Origin of the sequence: Klebsiella variicola (genome assembly GCF_000828055.2) — a bacterium.
In the GTDB taxonomy this organism is placed as follows: Bacteria; Pseudomonadota; Gammaproteobacteria; order Enterobacterales; family Enterobacteriaceae; genus Klebsiella; species Klebsiella variicola.
Genome location: NZ_CP010523.2, coordinates 4,799,312 through 4,819,400 on the forward strand (window position 1 = coordinate 4,799,312; position 20,089 = coordinate 4,819,400).

22 protein-coding genes and 1 pseudogene are annotated in these 20,089 nt (G+C 58.0%); 14 read left to right on the top strand and 9 right to left on the bottom strand.

The genetic code is table 11. The features are described 5' to 3' along the window. The first annotated feature begins 72 nt into the window (after nt 1-72). The 4 genes from SP68_RS22445 (at nt 73) to SP68_RS22460 (ending at nt 2,503) form a co-directional block, all read left to right on the top strand. Nucleotides 73-276 carry a YbdD/YjiX family protein gene (locus SP68_RS22445; protein WP_002887451.1) on the top strand — a complete coding sequence of 68 codons (204 nt, stop codon included), beginning with the start codon at nt 73-75 and terminating at the stop codon, nt 274-276. Nucleotides 277-287: 11 nt separating this feature from the next. Next, nucleotides 288-1,244, top strand: a complete 957-nt coding sequence (gene yjiA / locus SP68_RS22450) for a GTPase (protein WP_008807581.1) — start codon at nt 288-290, stop codon at nt 1,242-1,244. Between the two features lie 393 nt (nt 1,245-1,637). After that, entirely contained in the window at nt 1,638-2,183 is a 546-nt protein-coding gene (locus SP68_RS22455) for a YfaZ family outer membrane protein (protein WP_008807582.1), read from the top strand. Beyond that, nucleotides 2,183-2,503, top strand: a complete 321-nt coding sequence (locus tag SP68_RS22460; RefSeq protein WP_016160232.1) for a hypothetical protein — start codon at nt 2,183-2,185, stop codon at nt 2,501-2,503. Before SP68_RS22455 ends, SP68_RS22460 begins: the two co-directional genes overlap by 1 nt. A 49-nt stretch (nt 2,504-2,552) precedes the next feature. On the opposite strand, the gene SP68_RS22465 is transcribed toward SP68_RS22460, so the two are convergent. Together SP68_RS22465 and SP68_RS22470 are read right to left on the bottom strand one after the other, a co-directional pair. Next, the gene (locus SP68_RS22465) at nt 2,553-3,923 is read right to left on the bottom strand and encodes an NAD-dependent succinate-semialdehyde dehydrogenase (RefSeq protein WP_040972731.1); all 1,371 of its coding nucleotides are present in this window, start codon (nt 3,921-3,923) and stop codon (nt 2,553-2,555) included. Nucleotides 3,924-4,081: 158 nt separating this feature from the next. Next, nucleotides 4,082-4,996 (bottom strand): Rpn family recombination-promoting nuclease/putative transposase, encoded by a 915-nt coding sequence (locus SP68_RS22470; protein WP_022065035.1) that lies wholly within the window; start codon nt 4,994-4,996, stop codon nt 4,082-4,084. A gap of 217 nt (nt 4,997-5,213) precedes the next feature. Between SP68_RS22470 and SP68_RS22475 the strand changes: the two genes are divergently transcribed. The 8 genes and pseudogenes from SP68_RS22475 to SP68_RS22510 form a co-directional block, all read left to right on the top strand. Continuing rightward, the gene (locus SP68_RS22475; protein WP_040972729.1) at nt 5,214-6,029 is read left to right on the top strand and encodes an AraC family transcriptional regulator; all 816 of its coding nucleotides are present in this window, start codon (nt 5,214-5,216) and stop codon (nt 6,027-6,029) included. Between the two features lie 47 nt (nt 6,030-6,076). Continuing rightward, nucleotides 6,077-6,739, top strand: a complete 663-nt coding sequence (locus SP68_RS22480) for a LysE family translocator (RefSeq protein ID WP_040972727.1) — start codon at nt 6,077-6,079, stop codon at nt 6,737-6,739. Continuing rightward, nucleotides 6,732-8,024, top strand: a complete 1,293-nt coding sequence (locus SP68_RS22485; protein WP_008807587.1) for a DUF445 domain-containing protein — start codon at nt 6,732-6,734, stop codon at nt 8,022-8,024. Before SP68_RS22480 ends, SP68_RS22485 begins: the two co-directional genes overlap by 8 nt. Nucleotides 8,025-8,077: 53 nt before the next feature. Beyond that, the gene (gene mdtM / locus SP68_RS22490) at nt 8,078-9,325 is read left to right on the top strand and encodes a multidrug efflux MFS transporter MdtM (RefSeq protein ID WP_012969015.1); all 1,248 of its coding nucleotides are present in this window, start codon (nt 8,078-8,080) and stop codon (nt 9,323-9,325) included. Nucleotides 9,326-9,350: 25 nt separating this feature from the next. Beyond that, nucleotides 9,351-9,590, top strand: a complete 240-nt coding sequence (locus tag SP68_RS22495; protein WP_008807589.1) for a DUF2164 domain-containing protein — start codon at nt 9,351-9,353, stop codon at nt 9,588-9,590. Between the two features lie 97 nt (nt 9,591-9,687). Beyond that, nucleotides 9,688-10,839: a double-cubane-cluster-containing anaerobic reductase gene (locus tag SP68_RS22500; RefSeq protein ID WP_040972725.1), complete on the top strand. Its 1,152-nt coding sequence runs from the start codon at nt 9,688-9,690 to the stop codon at nt 10,837-10,839. 9 nt (nt 10,840-10,848) lie between these two features. Further along, complete coding sequence (gene yjiL, locus SP68_RS22505) at nt 10,849-11,616, top strand: putative 2-hydroxyacyl-CoA dehydratase activator YjiL (protein ID WP_040972723.1); 768 nt, start codon at nt 10,849-10,851, stop codon at nt 11,614-11,616. Continuing rightward, nucleotides 11,613-11,864: pseudogene (locus SP68_RS22510) on the top strand (putative Se/S carrier protein); the annotation flags it as partial. The gene yjiL and the pseudogene SP68_RS22510, both read left to right, overlap by 4 nt. A 134-nt stretch (nt 11,865-11,998) precedes the next feature. On the opposite strand, the gene SP68_RS22515 reads toward SP68_RS22510, so the two are convergent. The 3 genes from SP68_RS22515 to SP68_RS22525 are packed head-to-tail and all read right to left on the bottom strand — an operon-like array spanning nt 11,999 to nt 14,266. Next, on the bottom strand, nt 11,999-13,102 hold the full coding sequence (locus SP68_RS22515; protein WP_032732454.1) for a M20 peptidase aminoacylase family protein: 1,104 nt from the start codon (nt 13,100-13,102) through the stop codon (nt 11,999-12,001). 20 nt (nt 13,103-13,122) lie between these two features. Beyond that, nucleotides 13,123-13,590: a YjiG family protein gene (locus SP68_RS22520; RefSeq protein ID WP_008807593.1), complete on the bottom strand. Its 468-nt coding sequence runs from the start codon at nt 13,588-13,590 to the stop codon at nt 13,123-13,125. Then, nucleotides 13,583-14,266: a nucleoside recognition domain-containing protein gene (locus SP68_RS22525; protein ID WP_008807594.1), complete on the bottom strand. Its 684-nt coding sequence runs from the start codon at nt 14,264-14,266 to the stop codon at nt 13,583-13,585. The genes SP68_RS22520 and SP68_RS22525 overlap by 8 nt, the downstream gene beginning before the upstream one ends. A 363-nt stretch (nt 14,267-14,629) precedes the next feature. On the opposite strand from SP68_RS22525, the gene SP68_RS22530 reads away from it, so the two are divergent. Beyond that, nucleotides 14,630-15,544 (top strand): LysR family transcriptional regulator, encoded by a 915-nt coding sequence (locus SP68_RS22530; protein WP_040972718.1) that lies wholly within the window; start codon nt 14,630-14,632, stop codon nt 15,542-15,544. Nucleotides 15,545-15,546: 2 nt separating this feature from the next. Here SP68_RS22530 and SP68_RS22535 read toward each other — a convergent pair whose 3' ends face one another. The 4 genes from SP68_RS22535 to SP68_RS22550 form a co-directional block, all read right to left on the bottom strand. Further along, nucleotides 15,547-16,611 carry a DUF2955 domain-containing protein gene (locus SP68_RS22535; RefSeq protein WP_008807596.1) on the bottom strand — a complete coding sequence of 355 codons (1,065 nt, stop codon included), beginning with the start codon at nt 16,609-16,611 and terminating at the stop codon, nt 15,547-15,549. Further along, nucleotides 16,601-17,668, bottom strand: coding sequence for an HlyD family secretion protein (locus SP68_RS22540; RefSeq protein ID WP_039102796.1), 1,068 nt, complete (start codon nt 17,666-17,668; stop codon nt 16,601-16,603). The genes SP68_RS22535 and SP68_RS22540 overlap by 11 nt, the downstream gene beginning before the upstream one ends. A gap of 6 nt (nt 17,669-17,674) precedes the next feature. Then, on the bottom strand, nt 17,675-18,139 hold the full coding sequence (locus tag SP68_RS22545) for a MarR family winged helix-turn-helix transcriptional regulator (RefSeq protein WP_040972717.1): 465 nt from the start codon (nt 18,137-18,139) through the stop codon (nt 17,675-17,677). Between the two features lie 165 nt (nt 18,140-18,304). Then, on the bottom strand, nt 18,305-18,469 hold the full coding sequence (locus SP68_RS22550; protein WP_008807599.1) for a DUF1127 domain-containing protein: 165 nt from the start codon (nt 18,467-18,469) through the stop codon (nt 18,305-18,307). Nucleotides 18,470-18,646: 177 nt separating this feature from the next. Here SP68_RS22550 and SP68_RS22555 point away from each other — a divergent pair, with 177 nt between their 5' ends. Then, nucleotides 18,647-20,059 carry an aminotransferase-like domain-containing protein gene (locus SP68_RS22555; RefSeq protein ID WP_012969021.1) on the top strand — a complete coding sequence of 471 codons (1,413 nt, stop codon included), beginning with the start codon at nt 18,647-18,649 and terminating at the stop codon, nt 20,057-20,059. Nucleotides 20,060-20,089 lie beyond the last annotated feature (30 nt).

Below are 20,089 nucleotides of genomic sequence, written 5' to 3' on the forward strand. Positions count from 1 at the left end.
GAAAAGTGCATCAACGTAGGCCGGATAAGGCGCTAGCCGCCATCCGGCTTTATTCGTTATCTGGAACTTACAATGTTTGGTAACTTAGGTCAGGCAAAAAAATATCTCGGTCAGGCGGCAAAAATGCTGATTGGCATTCCGGATTACGACAACTACGTCACGCATATGCAAACCAACCATCCGGATCAGCCCTACATGACTTATGAAGAATTCTTCCGCGAACGCCAGCAGGCCCGCTACGGCGGAGACGGCAAAGGCGGCGTACGCTGCTGTTAATGGAGGCAATAATGGCACCGATTGCAGTCACCCTACTCACCGGTTTTCTCGGCGCAGGAAAAACCACCCTCCTGCGCCATATCCTGAATGAGCAGCACGGTTTCAAAATCGCCGTGATTGAAAATGAATTTGGCGAAGTCTCCGTTGACGATCAGCTGATCGGCGACCGCGCCACGCAGATCAAAACCCTGACCAACGGCTGTATCTGCTGTACGCGCTCCAACGAACTGGAAGACGCCCTGCTCGATCTCCTCGACAGTCGCGATCGCGGCGAAATCGAGTTTGACCGGCTGGTGATTGAGTGCACCGGCATGGCCGACCCGGGGCCGATTATCCAGACCTTTTTCTCCCATGAGGTGCTCTGCGAGCGCTATCTGCTGGACGGCGTGATCGCCCTGGTGGATGCCGTCCATGCCGACCAGCAGATGGATCAGTTCACCATCGCCCAGTCGCAGGTCGGCTATGCGGACCGCATTTTGCTAACCAAAACCGATGTTGCCGGCGACACCGAGAAGCTGCGCGAACGGCTGGCGCGCATCAATGCGCGGGCGCCGGTTTATACCGTCATTCACGGCGATATCGATCTAAGCCAGCTGTTTAACACCAGCGGCTTTATGCTGGAAGAAAAGGTTGTCAGCGCCACACCGCGTTTTCATTTTGTTGCAGAAAAGCAGAACGACGTCTCGTCGATTGTGGTCGAGCTCGACTATCCGGTGGATATCAGTGAAGTTTCACGGGTAATGGAGAACCTGTTGCTCTCCTTCGCCGAGCAACTGATGCGCTATAAAGGCATGCTGTGGATCGACGGCGAGCCAAATCGCCTGCTGTTCCAGGGCGTGCAGCGCCTCTACAGCGCCGACTGGGATCGCCCGTGGGGCGATGAAACGCCGCACAGCACGCTGGTATTTATCGGCATTCAGCTGCCGGAAGAGGAAATTCGCGCCGCATTTGCCGGGTTACGACGCTAACCTGCCCGCCTGCGCCCCAAGGCGCAGGCACCATCCTCTCTCTGACACCTCGCCAAAAACAGGGACCAAACGTCGGCAGCGCGTCGAAAAATGTAAAGCAACGTTTTAATAAGTAACAGCAGAAACACTTTTGGAAATAATAAGAAACTAAATGAATAGGATCCTTAATAATTAATGCCCGCCCTGTTCAGTTTCTGTTTAGCCCACCCATTAAACCGCGGCTAAACAGACCAAATTTGCTGATTGACCTCGCCGTAACCCAACGTCATTACAACATTTTCAAAACACCGCCCTGACAAAACCAGCATAAAAAATTGACGTAAGTCACATTTGCAGAGGTAAACATCGATTGTTAAGGTGCGCTCAGACAAATTTAATGACGAGGAGCAAACCATGAAAAAGCTTAACATCCTGATTGTTGCTGCCCTGACCGCGGTCTCTGGTTCCGCCATGGCGATGGGATTTACCGTTGAACAAGGTAAAAACTTCACCAATCTGAATATGGAAATGGGTAAATCCTCTTCTGGCCTGTACGCCGAAAGCCACTGGCTGAAGAATACCGATGATGGTAGCCAGACCGGCGGCGTTGGCGCGGGTTACAATCTGGAAGTAGGTCCGGTTATGCTCAACGCTGGCGCGAAAGCTATCTACCTCGGGCCGAAAAAAGGCGATAACGGCGTCGCGTTTCCGGTCGGCGGCGGGGTGAACGTGGCCCTGACCGACAGCATCCACGTGTTTGGCGAAGGGTATGTCGCGCCGGACGGCCTGAACAACAGCGTAAAAAACTATGTCGAAGCGAACGGCGGCGTAAGCTGGTCCCCGATTGGTCCAGTGACGTTGAAAGTGGGTTACCGTCACGTGAGCGTTGACGGCAAAGAGGGTCGCCCAAACCACACCCTGATTGATGGCGCCTACGTGGGCGGCGGAGTCACCTTCTGATGAAACCACGTCTCGCCGCGCTCTCTGCGCTGAGCCTGGCGTTGCTGCTGACCGGCTGCACTCAGTATACCTGGGTGAAGCCGGGTTTAAGCGATGCCGAAATGCATAAAAAGCTCACCGAATGTGAAGCGCAGGCCCTGGTCGATCTCCCTCCGGATAACGTGGTGACCGGGTCCAGTTCAGAAAAAACGGACAAAAAACATAAGAAACAGGATGTTGAAACAAGCTATACGGTAGAAGACGCGAATGAATATCAGCGGGAGACCTTAGTCGACAGCTGTATGTTCAAAAGCGGCTGGGATAAAGTCGAAGTGCAATGAATCTATTATAAAAAAACCTGCCGAATGGCAGGTTTTTTTATGGCCGGGCTTAGTGGCGCACCACCACCAGCTTCTGGTTCACAAACTCTTTGATGCCGAGATCGGAGAGCTCCCGTCCGTAACCGGAACGCTTCACGCCGCCAAACGGCAGCTCCGGCGCGGTATCGGTAAGCCAGTTGATATAAACCATCCCGGTTTCAATGGCGGAGGCCATCCGTTTGGCGCGTTCGATATCCTGACTGAAGACCGCGCCGCCCAGACCATAGTGGGAATCATTGGCCAGCTGGATTGCCTCCTCGTCATTTTTCACCACGTAGATCTGCGCCACCGGGCCAAAGAACTCTTCGAAGTACGCCGGGTTGTCACGGGTGATACCGGTCAAAATGGTGGGTTCAAAGAAATTGCCTTCTCGTGCCACCGCTTTGCCACCCAGATGCAGCGTAGCGCCATTTTTCACCGCCTCGTCCACCTGTTTGCTTAGGGTGTCCAGCGCATCTTTGGAAGAGAGCGGCCCCAGCGTGGTGCTTTCATCCAGCGGATCGCCGATTTTCACCTGGCGAAACGCCTCACTAAATTTCGCCAGAAACGACTCAGCGATATTTTCGTGCAGGATAAAACGCTTGGCAGCGGTACACACCTGGCCGGCGTTATTCAGCCGCGCCTGGACGCCGATTTTCACCGCGCGTTCCAGGTCGGCATCGTCCAGTACCACAAATACATCGTTACCGCCCAGTTCCAGCGTCGATTTCTTAATATGCTTCGCCGCCTGCGCCGCCACCACGCTGCCGGCTTTCTCCGACCCGGTGAGCGCCGCGCCCTGCACGCGATCGTCGGCGATAATCTTCGCCACCTGCTCCTGGGAGATAAACAGGTTGGTCCACGCCCCTTCCGGTGCGCCGGCCTCACGCACCAGATGGGCAAAGGTCTCCGCGCAGTGCGGCACAATGCTGGCGTGTTTGGCGATAACCGGGTTGCCGGCCGCCAGGTTTGGCGCCAGGACGCGCATCAGCTGGTAATAGGGGAAGTTCCACGGCTCCACCGCCATTAAGACGCCGATGGGATGATGCTCAACCCAGGCGTCGCCGAGTTCGGAGGGATATTTCACCGGCGCCAGCAACGATTTGGCGTTATCGGCATAATAGCGGGCGATCTGCGCGCAAAGTTTCACTTCGCCGCGGCTCTGCTTAATGAGTTTCCCCATATCCTGGCTGGCGATTTTTGCCAGTTCCTCCGCCCGGCTGTCGATCAGATCAGCCAGCTTATGCAGTACCGCCAGCCGCGGTTCAATATCGCCTTTTGCCCAGGCTGAATGGTAGAGCGCATCCGCCTGCTGCAGCGCCGCCTCCACGTCCGCGTCGCTGTGCGCCGGGTACGTTTTAATAAGCTGATTATTCGCAGGATTCACCGTCTGATAGGCCATATCGCATGTCTCCTTGTTATCGCTATTAAGGCAGTCAAAAATGCCGTCAAGGATATTAAGGGTAGTCGAGATGGCTGGCGATGCGGGTAAAGTTAGGTATATCCGGAATATTCCATAAAAAGGCTAACCGGGGCTACCTTCAGGCCGCCCCGGCGTTATCAATGCGCCAGCGTGGCGATCTCGTCGGCGGCCAGGCCAGTGATTTTCACCACCGTCTCGCGGGCAATACCGTCGTCCAGCATCCTCTGTGCAATGCGCAGCGCCTCGGCATGCTGTCCTTCTTGCCGGCCTTCCCGTTTGCCTTTTCTGCGGCCCACTTCCTGTAATCTTTCGGCGATGGTCATTAAGCTCTCCCTGTGCTGAGGAACCCGTTGCGCCACTTCGTGGATAAACCGGCCAAAGCGGCGCGCGTTGCCAGTTTGCAGCAGATAATTAAACAGCGTTTTTAGCTGTCTGTCATTAGCGTCACCGCTAAGTAAAATCGTCGTCAGCTGCTCAACAATCCCCATTAAATCGCGCTGGCGAATATGCTTCTGTATCAGCTCAAGTAGCGCCACGCGCCGATGGCTAACGATTTCATCGTCGGGGATCACCGTGATATCCACCAGCGGAAAGGGCGAGATATAAAGCTCCCTCGCCAGTTGCGGATCGGTAAAGCAGTCCAGCCAGTTGAGCGACCACGGGTATGGCGTGGTCGCCCCGTGGTAGAACAGCATCGGCACCACCAGCGGCAGTCTGGTATGACCACTATCAAGATGGCGCTGCATCGCGGCGATGGCGTAGCGCATCAGGCGGAAGGCCATCTGCGCATCCGGCGAGCTCTGATGTTCGATAACCACATAAATGTAGCCCTCGCCAGACGCGGTTTTGAGTGACCACAGCACATCGGAGTACCAGGCCCGCAGGCTCTCCTCGATAAAGCTTGCCGATTCCAGCTGTAAGGTATCGAGGTCGCAGCGCTGACGCAGCGCAGGCGGTAAATGGATCGCCAGGAAATCACGCGCGGTGTCGGCCTGAGTGAGAAACTGTTTAAACACCGCATCATGCGGCGTCGAGGTGGTACCCTTTGCCATCGGCTCATCCCTGCCTGCTTATCCTGCAGGGACTCTACGCGCTCGGAATGTTTCTGACACCCGGGCAATACAACCTTTACGCACCGCCACGAAAATAGATTTCCCCGGACTGCAAGCGCGACATCCTTTTTCGAGGCGGTACGCAAATCCAGGCGGGCGACAGCCTCCGCGCAGCATGCTATAAACGACCTCTCCCTCCTCAGCAAAGGTCGATGCGGTGAACCATACCCGAGATATCCCCCAAACCTTCTGGCGAGACGATCGTCTACCGTGGCTGGAGCTGCGCAGCACCTGGCGCAGCCGCCAGGCCTACAAACGCCACAGCCACCCGCAGCTCTCGGTGGGGGCGATTATCGAGGGGGAAACGCGCTGCCTGTGCAATGGTGAGGAATATCTCCTGCAGCCCGGGGATCTGATCGTGATCCCCCCGCACGCGCCGCATAGCTGTAATCCGCTGCATGACAGGCCGCGCAGCTATCATATGCTGTACCTGGAGGCGGCATGGTGCCACGCGCAGCGCCCGGATATTCCCCCTGGCGCCAGTATCGCCTCGCCGCAGCCACTGTTGCGCGACAGCCCTCTCTTTGCCTGTTTCCAGCAGGTTGTCGCCCTGATGAGCCGCGGGAGCCTTGAACAACTGCCCGCCCGGCTGGCGCAACTCCTGCACGCGCTGCCGCTGTGCGCCACCGCGCCGCAGGCGCCACATCACGCCAGCGCCCTGCTGTTTCAGCGCCTGGCGACAGATCTGCCAGCGCCGCCGTCGCTGGATAAGCTGGCCCACGACAGCGCGCTTCGTAAAGAGACCGTTATCCGCGCCGTGAAACAGGATACCGGCCTGACACCCGCCAGTTTGATCAACATGGCGCGCATCGAATATGCGAAAACGCGTTTACGCGCCGGGGATCCTATTGCCGATGTCGGCTATCAGGCTGGCTTTGCCGATCAGAGCCATTTCCATAAAACCTTTGTCAGCTATACCGCCGCCACGCCGCGGCAATATGCGCATCGCAGATCAATATCCGACAATAAGTAATACGGTACTTCGCTTAGGGTGGCCTCAGTACCATTATCGAGGCCACTATGCATACCTTATCGACGCTCTTTCCCGCCGTCTTCCCGGCGCTAGCCCTGTCTCACTTTGTCGCTCTGCTCAGCCCGGGCCCTGATTTTTTTCTGTTAGTCGGCTACGCCGTGCGCTACCGGATCCGCGGCAGCATCGGGCTATGTCTCGGCATCGCCGCCGGCAATGCGCTATATATTGTTCTCGCCATCGTCGGCTGGGGGCTTCTGCGTCAGGCGCCGCTGCTGTTTTTGCTCATTGAGCTGTTGGGGGCGGGCTATTTACTGTGGGTTGGCAGCCTGCTGATACGCAGCCGTCCCGCGACGCTGGCGGTGGAGAGCATTCGCGCATCGCGTCCGGGGTTCGGCAGGCAGCTGCTGCTCGGGCTGGGGTCATCGCTGCTCAACCCCAAAAACGCTCTGTTTTATCTGGCGCTGATGACTTCCCTGCTCGGGCCGGCGGTCACCCTGTTGCAGCAAACGGTGAGCGGGTTGTGGATGGTCAGCGTGGTGTTCTTCTGGGATTTACTGCTGGTGAGTGCGATTGCGCTGCCGCAGGTACAGCGCCGCCTGGGCGCCATCGTCTGGCGAGTCGAGCGGGCGGCAGGGGCGGTCCTGATGATCTTCGGTCTGTGGATTATCTGGCGATTTTTGCACGACCTCGCCGTCAGGTTATATGCTTAAGTTTATGGAAAAACTCGCTGAACTCAAACGCGCCAAACTGCTGGCGCTGTCGCTGCTGCTGATCGCCGCCGCGCTATTTATCACCACCCTGCTGCTGCCGCCGACGCCGTGGGTCAGCGCGCTAAAGGCCATTTCCGAAGCGGCGATGGTCGGGGCGCTGGCCGACTGGTTTGCGGTGGTCGCGTTGTTTCGTCGTATTCCGCTGCCCTTTGTCGCCCGCCATACCGCGATTATCCCGCGTAACAAAGACCGCATCGCCGATAATCTTGGCCGCTTTGTCGAGGAGAAGTTCCTCGATACCCCGTCGCTGGTCGCGTTGATCCGCCGCTATGAGCCAGCCCTGATGCTCGGCAACTGGTTCAGCCAGCCGGAGAATGCCCGGCGGGTCGGCCAGCATCTGCTGCAGGTGATGAGCGGTTTTCTTGAACTGACCGACGACGCACGCATTCAGCGCCTGCTGCGCCGCGCGGTACATAAGGCGATCGATAAAGTCGACCTGACGCAGACCAGCGCCATGATGCTGGAGGGAATGACCCGCGACAATCGCCACCAGAAGCTGCTGGATTCGCTGATAAGCCAGCTTATCGCCCTGCTGCAGCGGGACAACTCCCGCGCCTTTATCGCCCGCGGCATCGTGCGCTGGCTGGAGACCGAGCACCCGCTGAAGGCCAAACTGTTACCCACCGAGTGGCTCGGCGAGCACAGCGCCGAGATGGTCACCGATGCGGTGAATACCCTGCTGGACGAGGTGAGCCATGACCGTACCCACCAGATCCGCCAGGCCTTCGACCACGCGGTGCAGAAGCTTATCGACAACCTGAAATCCGACCCGCTCATGGCGCAGAAGGCCGAGAACATCAAAGCATATCTGAAAAATGATGAGACCTTTAACCGCTATCTCGGTGAAGTGTGGGGCGACCTGCGCAGCTGGGTAAAAAACGATATCAGCAGCGATGACTCACGTATTAAGCAGCGCATCGCCGAGGCTGGCCAGTGGTTCGGTGAAACCTTACTCCGCGACGACGCCCTGCGCGAATCGCTTAACGAACACCTGGAACAGGCGGCGCACCGGGTGGCGCCGGAGTTCGCCGCCTTCCTCACCCGCCATATCAGCGACACGGTGAAGAGCTGGGACGCCCGCGATATGTCGCGGCAGATCGAGCTCAATATCGGTAAAGATCTGCAGTTTATCCGCATCAACGGCACCCTGGTGGGGGGGACCATCGGCCTGATGTTGTGGCTGTTCTCGCAGATCCCCTCGCTGCTGCATCTGCATATTGGTTAGCAATGATACTATCCGAACAATAGCGCTGATAAATATTCCACAGGGAGGGAGAAATGATGCACCGGATTTCCCACTGGCTGACCCGCCACGCCGCCGCGCTGTTCTTCCCGGCGGCGCTCATTCTGTATGATTTTTCAGCCTATCTTACTACCGACCTGATCCAGCCGGGGATCCTCCACGTGGTGCGGGATTTCAATGCCGATGTGGCGCTGGCTCCTGCCTCGGTGAGCCTGTATATGGCCGGCGGCATGGCGCTGCAATGGCTGTTGGGGCCGCTCTCTGACCGGATCGGACGGCGTCCGGTACTGCTCACCGGCGCGCTGATTTTCACCCTCGCGTGCCTGGCGACGTTGTTCACCACCTCCATGACCCAGTTCCTGATTGCCCGCTTCGTGCAGGGCACCAGCATCTGCTTTATCGCCACCGTCGGCTACGTCACCGTGCAGGAGGCCTTTGAGGAAAAAAGATCGATCAGGCTGATGGCGGTGATCACCTCCGTCGTGCTGGTGGCGCCGATCGTCGGCCCGCTCTCCGGCGCGGCGCTGATGCATTTCATCCACTGGAAAGCGCTGTTCGGCATCATCGCCGCCATGGGGCTGGTGGCCTGGCTCGGCCTGCTGTTGACCATGCCGGAGACGGTGCGCCGCGGCGATGTGCCATTCAGCCTGCCCGGCGTGCTGCGCGATTTCCGCGCCGTCTTTCGTAACCGCATCTTTTTACTCGGCGCCGCCACGCTGTCTCTGAGCTATATTCCGCTGATGAGCTGGGTGGCGGTATCGCCAGTGATTTTAATGGACGCCGGCGGGCTGACCACCAGCGAGTTCGCCTGGAGCCAGGTACCAGTCTTTAGCGCCGTCATCATCGCTAATCTGTCGGTGGCGCGCTGGGTAAAAGATCCCACCCGCCCGCGCTTTGTGCTCAGCGCGGTCCCGATACAGATGCTCGGCCTGGCCATCCTGATCGTTGGGAATCTGATATGGCCGCACGTCTGGCTGTGGTCAGTGCTCGGCACCTGCTTCTACGCCTTCGGCATCGGGCTGATTTTCCCGACGCTGTTTCGCTTTACCCTCTTTTCCAACGACCTGCCGAAAGGCACGGTCTCCGCCTCGCTGAATATCGTGATCCTCAGCGTCAGCGCGTTATCGATTGAAGGCGCGCGCTGGCTGTGGTTCCATGGCGGCAGACTCCCCTTCCACCTGTTGGCGGTGGCCGCCGGGATCGTCGCCGCCTGCTGCCTGGCCGGACTGTTACGCCATCAGCGCCAGTGTGGGCAAGCGGTGATCGAAGCCCGGCAGTCGTGAGCCCTTTTACGGAGAAAGCTCCATCATGAACGACATTGAACTCAGCCCGGCACAGCGCGACCTGCTGCGCGATAAGCTCAGCAAGTACTGCGAAGAGACCTTCAACCTCGAGCTGGAGCAGTTTGACGCCGAGTTTTTTGTCGACTTTATCGCCAAAGAGCTGGGGCCGCTGTTTTACAACGCCGGTATCGAAGAGGCTATCCGCACCCATCTGGCGTGGAGCGAGCGGATCCAGGAAGAGATGGATTTGAAGAAGGTCTATTAACGCCGCGCGCAGACGCAGGAGATCAATAAAAGCTCACAAACAACAGGGCTATAATGGCGACTCTTTCAGCATCTCCCGTGTACGGGGAAGGAAAATCATGTCGCTTATCACCGATCTACCCGCCATTTTTGACCAGTTCTCAGAAGCTCGCCAGAAGGGCTTTCTCACCGTCATGGATCTTAAAGAGCAGAACGTGCCGCTGGTGGGCACCTACTGCACCTTTATGCCTCAGGAGATCGCCATGGCGGCGGGCGCCATTGTCGTTTCACTGTGCTCCACCTCCGATGAAACCATCGAGGAAGCGGAAAAAGATCTGCCGCGCAACCTCTGCCCGCTTATCAAAAGCAGCTATGGCTTCGGCAAAACCGATAAATGCCCGTACTTCTATTTCTCTGACCTGGTGGTCGGGGAAACCACCTGCGACGGTAAAAAGAAGATGTACGAGTACATGGCCGAGTTCAAGGCGGTCCACGTCATGCAGTTGCCGAACAGCGCCAGCGACGCCGCCTCCCGCGCGCTGTGGAAAGCGGAGATCCTGCGCCTGCAGCAGGTGATTGAGGACCGGTTTGGCACGCCGATTAGCGAGGCGGCGCTGCGCGAAGCCATCGTGTTGAAAAATCGCGAGCGCCGGGCGCTGGCCCACTTTTATCGTCTCGGGCAACTCAATCCGCCGGCGCTCAGCGGCGGCGACATCCTGAAAGTGGTATATGGCGCCACCTTCCGTTTCGACAAAACCGCCCTGATTGATGAACTGCATGCCATGGCGGACCGCATCCATCAGGAGTGGCGGCAGGGTAAACGGCTCGAGCCACGTCCGCGGATCCTGATCACCGGCTGCCCGATCGGCGGCGCGGCGGAAAAAGTGGTCCGCGCCATCGAGGAAAACGGCGGCTGGGTGGTCGGCTATGAAAACTGCACCGGCGCGAAAGCCACCGAGCGCTGCGTGGCGGAAGAGGGCGACGTCTACGACGCCTTAACCGATAAATATCTCGCCATCGGTTGCTCCTGTATCTCCCCTAACGACCAGCGTCTGCAGTTGCTGAGCCAGATGGTGGAGGAGTATCAGGCCGACGGGGTGATCGACGTCATTTTGCAGGCCTGCCATACCTATGCCGTGGAATCGCTGGCGATTAAACGCCATCTGCGCCAGCAGCACGACCTTCCTTATATGGCGATAGAAACCGACTATTCGACGGCGGACCTCGGCCAGCTCAGCACCCGCGTCGCCGCCTTTATCGAAATGCTGTAAGGAGCTCGCGTGAACTATACGGTTGGCATTGATTCCGGCTCCACCGCCACAAAAGGCATCCTGCTGGCGGACGGCGTCATTGTACGCCGCTTCCTCTGCCCCACTCCCTTTCGCCCCGCCGACGCCATCCATAAGGCCTGGGAAACGCTACGCGCCGGCCTCACGGAGACGCCTTTTTTAACCCTCACCGGCTATGGTCGCCAGTTGGTGGATTTTGCCGATAAGCAGGTGACGGAGATCTCTTGTCACGGCCTCGGCGCTCGCCTGCTGGCGCCGGAGACCCGCACGGTGATTGACATCGGCGGCCAGGACAGCAAAGTCATCCAGCTGGACGCCGAGGGCAACCTCAGCGACTTCCTGATGAATGATAAATGCGCCGCCGGCACCGGCCGCTTTCTGGACGTCATTTCGCGGACGCTTGGCGCCAGCGTCGAACAACTCGACAGCATCACTACAGACGTCGAGCCGCATGCGATTACCAGCATGTGCACGGTGTTTGCCGAATCGGAGGTCATTAGCCTGCGGTCGGCCGGCGTCGCGCCGGAGGCGATTCTGGCCGGGGTGATTAACGCCATGGCCCGGCGCAGCGCGAACTTTATTGGCCGCTTATCGGCGCAGGGGCCGCTGCTGTTTACCGGCGGCGTCAGCCACTGCGCCACCTTTGCCCGGATGCTGGAAAGCCATGTCGGCATGGCGGTGACATCCCATCCCGACGCCCAGTTTGCCGGGGCGATCGGCGCGGCGCTGATCGGCCAGCGCCAGCGGAGGCGCGGATGACAACCTTTCTGTTTTTATTTCATTCCACGGTGGGGGTGGTGCGGATGCGCAAAGCCCTGCAGGCGGCGGGAATGACCTTCGAGGTGAAGGATATTCCGCGCCAGCTGCGCAGCGGCTGCGGATTGTGCATTTACCTGAGCTGCATGCCAGGCGATGAGCAACGATGGGTTATACCCGGCGAAACGGCAGCCCTGTTTCGCGTCGCCGGAAATGACTATCACCTGTTGGCGACCTATGCACACCGCGGTAGCCCGGATGAGGCGTTAGCCGACATCCGGGACGCTTCCCCGGTAGCGCTTACGCTTACCGGGGCTACCGACAAAATGCCCAACCGTAGCCCGGGTAAGGCGTAAGCCGCTACCCGGGGGCTGGCAGCTTAGCCTCAGCCCAACAGCTGGCGAACGCAGGATTTGAATACCCGCACGCCATCCGCCAGCGCGGTGCGATCGAAATGCATTTCCGGATGATGCAGGCCCGGCAGCAGGTTGCAGCCCAGTCCCCAGAAGCCACCTTTCACCGCCGGGCGCAGACGCAAATAGTGGAAAAAATCTTCGCTGCCCGGCGTACTCTTCGCGGCCGTTAAGCCCGCCTCGCCAAAGGTTTCGCATATTGCCTGGCTTATGATAGCCGTGGCTTCTGCGTCGATAATCGCCGCCGGCATCTCTTTGACTACCCGGATGTCGACGCTGGCGCCATATGCTGCTGCGCTACTCTCGATAGCCCTGACCACGCGTTCTTTGAGTGTCGCCATGCCGTCATTTTCCTCGCAGCGCAGATCCCAACAGACGTGCGCTTTCGCCGGCACCGAATTGGTGACGCCCGCATCGCAAAGAAAGCGCGTCGCTTTCGCGCTCCAGGTGAGCGACGGCGCCAGATGGATACCGTTCACCGCCTGTACTGCATGCGAGGCGGCATCCAGCGCGTTAATGCCCAGATGCGGACGAGCGGCGTGAGCGGCTTTGCCGTGAAAATCCACCATCACCGTCGCCGAAGCGGAATAGTACATTGCCGGTACCGCCTGGCCCATCGGACACTCTTCCAGCGGCCGGAGATGGAAGCCGAACAGCATCTCTACGTCATCCAGTACCCCGGCCTCCGTTAAAGCGATCGCGCCCGTCCCCAGCTCTTCAGCAGGCTGAAAAAGCACTTTTAACTTCCCACGCTTTACCAGTCCCTCGGCGAGGATCTCTTCGGCGGCGGTTAATACCACCGAAGAGTGGCCATCATGACCGCAGGTATGACGGGCCTCTAAGCGGCCATCGATAATATGGCCCAGCGCATCCATATCTGCCCGTAGCGCCACCACTGGCCCCGGTTCCCCGCTATCGATTTCGGCGACAATCCCGGTAGTCCCGCCAACGTTGCGGTGAACCCGGAACCCTGCCGCCGCCAGGGCGTCGCCGATGTAAGCCGAGGTTTTGTACTCCTCAAAGCCCAACTCAGGTATTTGGTGCAGATAATTGAAATGCTCTAACGTTCGCGACACGACTGACTCCTTGCCTTTCATTATGCCATCACGCGCATGACCAGCATGGCGATGACGGCGTTGATAATGCTCACCGCCATCAGCAGCGGCCAGTATTTTTTCGGGACATCCGCCACCCCAAGCAGCCGCCCCATATACTGTAGTTGCGAACCCATCAGGAAGATGGCCGGGATCAGGATAGTGACGTCCGCCACGTTGAGGGTGCCTTTACTCAACAGGCTCACCGCCACTCCCGTCCCCGCCGAGGCGGAAAGCCAGGAGGTGAGCAGCACGGTAATCGCTTCGCCCGGTAAGCCAAACAGGCCCATCAGCGGCGCGCAGACCTGGCCTATCAACTGCATCACCCCGAGCAAATTAAGCATTTCGGCGATCACATATGCCATTAATACATTCGGCATCAGATTGTTGATGGCGATATTAAATCCTTTACGTGCACCGATAACAAAAATATCAAACGGATTACTGGCCACTTTTGCCGAATTACTCATTATCAAAATCCCCTTTATAGGCCGTATTCAAAACCAGACGGGTGATTGCCGCGCCCACGAATTTCAGCACAAACATTAACAGCAGCGGAATAATAATAGGGATGGTTAACGATGCGAAAAGCGCTGAGCCAATGGAGAAATAGTTATTGATCAGACCGGCGCCGGAATATTGCCATGCCCCCATAATCACCACATCTTTCCGACTAATTTTTTTGCTGTCATACAGCTCTTTGGTCAACGCGGCCCCGGCATCGGTGCTTTGGAGGTCGGTAATTAACGCCAGACCGGTATAACCCGGGATCCCCAGTAACGGGCGTAACAACGGCGTCAGCAGCTTATGCGCTGCACGTATCGCGCCATAATGGGTAAAGATTTCCAGCAACCCCAGCGCCAGCATCACCGTAGGGACCAGCGACAGCGCAAACAAGAAACCGGCCTTGGCGCTGATGCCGCCGCTGCCGATAAAAGTGTTAGTTTCCGGGGTCTTCATCGTGCCAAATGCGCCGCCGAGGGTGGTAAAGTCGAAAGCCCCCAGCCAGGCCATCCCTTCCACTTTAAACAGCAGCCCGGAGAAGACTAATAACACCACCACCAGCGAGATCCATGCTCCAGGTCCTACCCGCCACTCATTTGTCGCGTCGTCGGAGGAACGTTCCAACGTTTTATTTTCACTCATACCCTGTCCTCACATTATGAAATATTTTATTGGTCTTTTGCCATTTGGACGCTTTTCAATGTATTGGTTTTGGCATTGATTATTTTGACGTAAAACACCCATCAATAAATAAGGTGCCTCTCTTTTCCCGAAAAGCCGGCAACAGGCATATACCTCACTTATTTATCTTTTTACTGGCATATCGATATCTTATTATTGGCAACCACCGGTGGTACTGGTTTATTGCCATGGCAGTTAATCCGTTCCGTGACTCCCCTTGTCTGTTATGTACCTGAATCACGATTATCTATAACTAGCCGGGATGATAAATGTCTGGTAAAGGATGTTATTGTTGACCTGAAGTCAACAAAGGAGGGAGACAGGATGTTGCATGAACGACCCATGAGCTATCTGTACGAAGTGGGGATCCAGGGGGGCATTCGGCGGGCCGCTGATATTCTGGGGATTAATCCGTCGGTTATCAGCCGCCAGATAGCGCATCTGGAGCGAACGCTGGAACTCCCTCTGCTGGAGCGACAGGGGCGCAATGTGGCGCTCACTGAAGCCGGACGTTTGCTGGCCGAGGATTACCACGAAAGCCGCCAGCGGCGGGAAAAGCTGGAGAGTCATCTAAAGGATTTACGCCATATGCGTGGCGGCACCATCTCTGTGAGAATTGGCGGGGGGTTGGTGACGACCTTTATCGAGTCGGTGATGAGCACGTTTTCGCAGTCGTGGCCGAACGTATTCGTTGATATTAGCGTCGGCAATATGCAGGAGATGCTCAACGATATCGCCAGCGGTGAAGCGGATATGGCGGTCGCCTTCGGCCCCATCGGCAATCCGGAGCTTAAACGCCACAGCTTCCAGTGGGGGCCCATCTGCGCGGTGGTCTCTCCGCAGCATCCCATCGCGCGACAGTCAATGGTGACCATCGATGAGCTGACGCAATATCGCCTGATCGCCCTGACAGAAAGCTTTGGCCTACAGCGCCATATGAACGCCATGTTTAAAACCGCCGGGCGGCAGTTTCATCCGGCCTATCGCTGCAACCTCTTTTCCACCGCCATGAGCCTGAGCCAGGCCGGTCTGGGGATCTCTTTCATGACCGAATTCGCCGCCCGGGAAGCAATCGCTCACGGCATACTAAAGGCGGTCCCCATCGACCATCCGATCGCCAGCAGCGCCCAATGCCACTTATTACGCAACTCGAACCGCCGCTTTCCCCCCGCCGCGCACCATATGTGGCGCTTACTCCATAACGCCTTTCGCGATGCGCAGCGGGCGATGACGGTGTGACCCTATTCGCTCACCACAAAGCGCGTCGCCGCAAAGCAGTTCAGAAGACGGTGCATGAGAAAGACCAGAGTCAGCGTCACCACCAGCGAGACCGTCACCGAGGTGATGCGGTACAGGTCGCTGAATACCAGATCCTGATAGGGATGCAGATTCTGGCCGAACATAATGCCGATGGTGGTGATGCTGGCGAAGCCCACCCCGGCGCCCACTTTCTCCATCACGTGCAGGCGGGCGCTGAAGGCCAGCCCGAGACCAATCAGCGGCATCATCAGGATCATGTGGTTGCTGAAATCATAGATGATCAGTTGCACCACCAGAATATAGAGACAGGCCAGCACCACCCCGACGACGCGCCAGATCGAGCTGATCACCGCCCCGCGATAGTGCATCGGGAACAGGATCAGGATCCCGGCCATCAGCGCCGACAGCGAGTCACTGAGATCGCAGATCTGGAACACCACAAAGATGATCGTCGCGACCGTACCGGAGAGCAGCGACTCGTGGCGAATGCGGGCGGCGTCTTTTTCAATGCGCGGCGGCGGCTTGCGCGGTTCGACGTCCGGGATCAGGTAATGCAGCAGCGCGCTCAGCGCCACCGCCAGCACGCAGGCTTCCATATTGGAGAACATCAGGGTGTGCCAGTTGCTGGTGGGATAGCTCATAAAGTTGAGCATCGTGCTCTGGCACACCACGCCCATCGACCCCAGCAGAAACAGCGGCCCCTGGCTCATAAAGCGAAAACGCATCACGTACAGGGCGAACACCACCAGGGTCATGATCACCGGCCACTGCGACAGATAACCGACGATCAGTACCATTTCGACGCAGTTCACCGCCGCGCTGAACACAAACTGGCGGGCGACATGGCGGTTGAACACCGGCACCAGCGACATCAGCATCAGCGGATACACCACAAAAAATACGCCGTACTGCACGTCGTAGAAGGTGGAGATGCTGAGCGCAATCGTCCCGGCCACGGCGATACGCACCGTCTGGCGAAAATCATTCGCCGTGTAGACGATATTGCCGTGCGGCGTAAAGACGTGCGCCAGGGTATTAATAGACATAGTGCAACCAGCTCACCAGGTGGATCTGCAGGCCGGCAAAGGTGCGGGCGAAAGGTCCTTCGCTATTGTACAGTTGCACCGTAGCGCGGGCGCCGGTCGGCAGCGGTTTGTCTAGCGGCTGATCCAGGGCGACGTGAATGCGCATGCGCTGTGCGTCGCGCACCCAGCGGGTGGACTGCTCCGGCTGCGACAGCTGGCCGTTCACCGCCTCCTGCCCCGCCAGAATCCCGGCATCGCTGCTGGTGACGTGCGCCGGGAAGACTTGCCCCGGCAGGGCATCAAAGACCACCGCTGCATCGGTATTCACCGCCGTGTGGCGCAGGCTCTTTTCACGGAAGTCAGCGACGATATCTGTATTGTTGTTGACCAGCGCCAGCACGGCCGTCGCCGCGGTGGCGTAGATCCCCGGGTTAAGCTGCAGGTTGCTGACCATACCGTCAGTTTCGGCACGCACCTGGGTCCAGGCCAGGTTCAGCTGCGCCTCCTCCAGCGCATTACGGTATTTCTGCAGAGTGACGTTGCGCTTATCGTCGCGCTCACCGCGCTGGATCAGCAGGTTCTGGATCTGCGCGTTCAGCGCCGAGACCGACTGCTCGCTGGTCTGCCAGGTGGTCCGCACCTTATCGAGGTCGGACTGCGAGACGTTCTGCATCGTACTCAGGCGCTGGTAGCGATCGAGCGTGACCTTATCGTTACGGGCGGTGTACTGTGCGGTGCGCAGGTTGGCGCGGGCGGCGGCGATTTGTGCATCCAGTTGCTGGTTGCTCAGTTTCGCCTGCTCGAGGGCGATCTGCGCCGCTTCAACTTTATTAATGAATGGCGTTGGGTCGAGCTCATACAGCAGGTCGCCCTTTTTCACCTGGCTGTTGTTGTGCACATAAACGTGCGAGACATAGCCGGAGACCCGCGACGAAACCGGGGTCACCACGCGCATGACGGTGGAGTCCGGCGTCAGCGGGATCCAGATATCGGCAACGATAAACCAGGCGAATATTCCCAGAAAAGCGGCAATACTCACCCGTACCCAGCGGGCAAATTTTTGTTCAGGCGTCATCATAGTGTGTTAGATCTTGTTATCTTCTTCGCGGATATTCCGCAAACGGCAGGCGATTTGATTTAATGTGTCGCTGAAGGTGGCGAGGTCGGCCTCCGGGATGGTCTGAGTCACGCGTTCCTGATAGGTCTCGATCACGCAGCTCAGTTTTGCCAGAATCGCCCGCCCCTCGGCGGTCAGCGTCAGCAGGCGAATGCGTTTGTCATATGGCGATGTAGAACGCACCAGATAGCCCTGCTTTTCCAGTAACGAGAGGGTGCGCATCAGCGGCGGCAGTTCAATTCCCTGCACCTCCGCCAGTTCGCTGACCGAGACGTTGTCTCCCAGCTGATGCAGTTGCATCAACACCGTCCAGCTGGACTGGGTGAGTCCGGTATCGGTGATAGCGGAGTCAATAATGGCGCGCCACTGGCGCACCACCATGGCCATTCTCATCCCCAACGGGCGGCGGGCAAACAGGTCGTCTTCGGTCACAGGTTTTCCTCTCATTGTTGAGAAGAAAATAATACTTATCAGGGTAAGTATCAAGAAACGGACGATCGCGCCGCATCAATTGATAAATTTCGTGAATGTATTCCCCGGCGTCGCCAGCGCTTACCGGGGCAAAGAAGGAATGATGCCTGAAAAAAACCGCACTTTTTAATTGATCTGATCCCGACGCAGGCCGATGTCTTTCAGCTGTTCGTCGCTCATTCGCTGCAAAGCTCTGCGCGTTTGCTCCTGAAGCCACCATTTTTTGATAAAGCGCACCAGCAGTACGAAACCGATAAATGGCTGTCTTGCCCTGTTCTCGTGAAATTCCATCCTCTACCTCCTCACCTTGCCAGAGGCTTTATCTTCACGGATTTGGGGCCAAGGAATACAGATTCACAAAACGCTTTTCTTTAACATACAGATTAGCTAAAACGTACACCAGAACCCAATTTTTACGCCAATCTGTACTGGTTATTCCATCTGTATGGCGGAAATTAAGGATACAGCATGACCCGCTACCAACATCTCGCTACGCTGCTGGCCGAACGCATCGAACAGGGCCTGTATCGCCACGGCGAAAAACTGCCGTCGGTGCGCAGCCTGAGCCAGGAGCACGGCGTCAGCATCAGCACCGTCCAGCAGGCCTATCAGTTGCTTGAGCAGCAGCAGATGATCGTACCGCAGCCGCGATCGGGCTATTTCGTTGCCCCGCGCAAGGCCCAGCCGCCGGTGCCGCCGATGTCGCGTCCGGTACAGCGCCCGGTGGAGATCACCCAGTGGGATCAGGTGCTGACCATGCTCGACGCCCGCTACGATAAATCGATTATCCCCTTCGGCGGCGGCTCGCCGGATGTCACACAGCCAAGCCTGAAGCCTATCTGGCGCGAACTGAGCCGGGCGATCCAGCATAACCTCAGCGAAGTGCTGAACTATGACGAGCTGGCCGGGCGCCGCGAGCTGAGGGAGCAGATCGCCCGTCTGATGCTTGACGGCGGCTCGATAGTGACGGCTGACGATCTGGTGCTCACCAGCGGCTGCCATAGCGCGCTGTCTCTGGCCTTGCTGTCGGTATGCCAGCCTGGCGATATCGTGGCGGTGGAATCTCCCTGCTACTACGGCACGATGCAGATGCTGCGCGGACTGGGATTAAAGACCATTGAGATCCCTACCGATCCGGAAACCGGGATCAGCATTGAGGCCCTGGAGCTGGCGCTGGATCAGTGGCCGATCAAAGGGGTGATCCTCGTGCCAAACTGCAATAACCCGCTGGGCTTTATCATGCCGGACGCTCGCAAGCGCGCGGTGCTGAACCTGGCCCAGCGCCACGATATCGTGATTTTCGAGGATGATATTTACGGCGAGCTGGCCACCGAGTACCCGCGCCCGCGCACCATTCACTCCTGGGATATCGACGGCCGGGTGATGCTCTGCAGCTCTTTTACCAAAACCATCGCCCCCGGCCTGCGCATCGGTTGGATAGCGCCCGGGCGCTACTACGACAAGCTGCTACAGATGAAGTACGCCGCCAGCGGCACTAACGTCCCCTCCACTCAGCTGGCGGCTTGCAATTTTATTCGCGAAGGCCACTATCACCGCCACGTGCGGCGGATGCGGCAGATCTATCAGCGTAATATGGAGATCTACACCTGCTGGCTGCGGGAATTTTTCCCGTGCGGGATCTGCGTCACCCGGCCAAAAGGCGGTTTTATGCTGTGGGTGGAGCTCCCGGAGCAGGTGGATATGGTCTGCGTCGCCAAACAGCTGTGCCGGTTGAAGATCCAGGTCGCGCCGGGCTCGCTGTTTTCGGCAGCGGGCAAGTATCGCAACTGCGTCAGGATCAACTGCGCCCTGCCGCCGACCGAGAAACATAAAGCAGTGATGGTGAAGCTGGGAGAAGCGGTGAAGGTGGCGATGGAGTGAAGTTTAACCTGTTCTCCCCGGTGGCGCTGC